Below are 1114 nucleotides of genomic sequence, written 5' to 3'. Positions count from 1 at the left end.
ATCCTGATATCGGCCCACCGCGCCATCGAATCGATCACGCTCGACCGTGGTGCCGCGCACCTGAAGGACGAGTTCATGTCGCGCTACGCCGAGCTGATCTACAACGGCTTCTGGTTCGCGCCCGAACGGCTGATGTTGCAGGCGATGATCGACAAGAGCCAGGAAGACGTCGAGGGCACGGTGCGCCTCAAGCTCTACAAGGGCAACGTCATGGTCACCGGCCGCAAGTCGAAGAAGACGCTTTATTCCGATGCACTGGTCACCTTCGAGGACGACCGCGGCGCCTACGACCAGAAGGACGCCGCCGGCTTCATCCGCCTGAATGCACTGAGGCTGCGCACGCTGGCAGCACGCAGCCGCAAGAGTTGACCATCATATGGCATGTCCAAACCCGGCTTTGGCCGGTTTTGGACTGCTACCTCGACGCGAGTCATAATCTGCCGGCTAAATATCCAAGTCCGACACATGCGGATAGATGTGGACCACATAGCGACTGAGAGCRTGTCGTTCGGAAAGTCCCATGATATGGTGGACGACCTTGTACGCGGCCTCCCACTCCGCTTTTGTTTCGGGTCCTCCGATATCCCGGTCTCCGACGAAATTCGCCAGCACGAGCCAAGCTTTGCACCCCTCGCGACGAAGGAAGTGCAAATGGGAAAGCCGGTTTGCCAATTGATAAAATACATCGACCCATGGCGCGCGCGGTCTTGCTCCGAGATATTCGATAGTCTGAGCCAGCGCTTTCTCGATGACCATGCGCGATCTCGGACCGGCCGATGAGGCTGGCGAACACAACTCGGCAATATGCGCCTTCGCCTCGACCAGCAGAATATCTCCCGCACTCGTCCTGCCAAGCGCGTCCCACTGGGGTCCGCGTTGGGGCCAATACTCCGAGAGACGACCGGACAACTCACCAACACCGACCAGATCAAGAAAATCGCGATCACGATATTCTGCGTAGTCATCATTCGCTATCGGTGACAGCCAAACCGTCGACGCTGCAGTAGCAACAAATTCACCAAGGGGCTCGCTGAGCGCGCGTGGAGTTCTATTCACCGCGCGCTGGATCCATTTCAAGCTGCCGCGCTGGCCGACCTTCTGAACGACCCTCGAC

General features: G+C 58.6%; 1 protein-coding gene and 1 pseudogene. One reads left to right on the top strand and one right to left on the bottom strand.

The genetic code is table 11. From position 1 onward, the window contains the following. Nucleotides 1–369: pseudogene (locus ACXJ7R_RS33805) on the top strand (argininosuccinate synthase); the annotation flags it as partial. Between the two features lie 75 nt (nt 370–444). Here ACXJ7R_RS33805 and ACXJ7R_RS33800 read toward each other — a convergent pair. Then, a partial coding sequence (locus ACXJ7R_RS33800; protein WP_457155583.1) for a hypothetical protein occupies nt 445–1114 on the bottom strand: 670 nt, incomplete at its 5' end.

It is taken from the genome of Mesorhizobium sp. P5_C1 (genome assembly GCF_054049815.1).
Note: the sequence above shows the minus strand (reverse complement) of the source record. Positions and strands in the feature narration are given on the sequence as shown.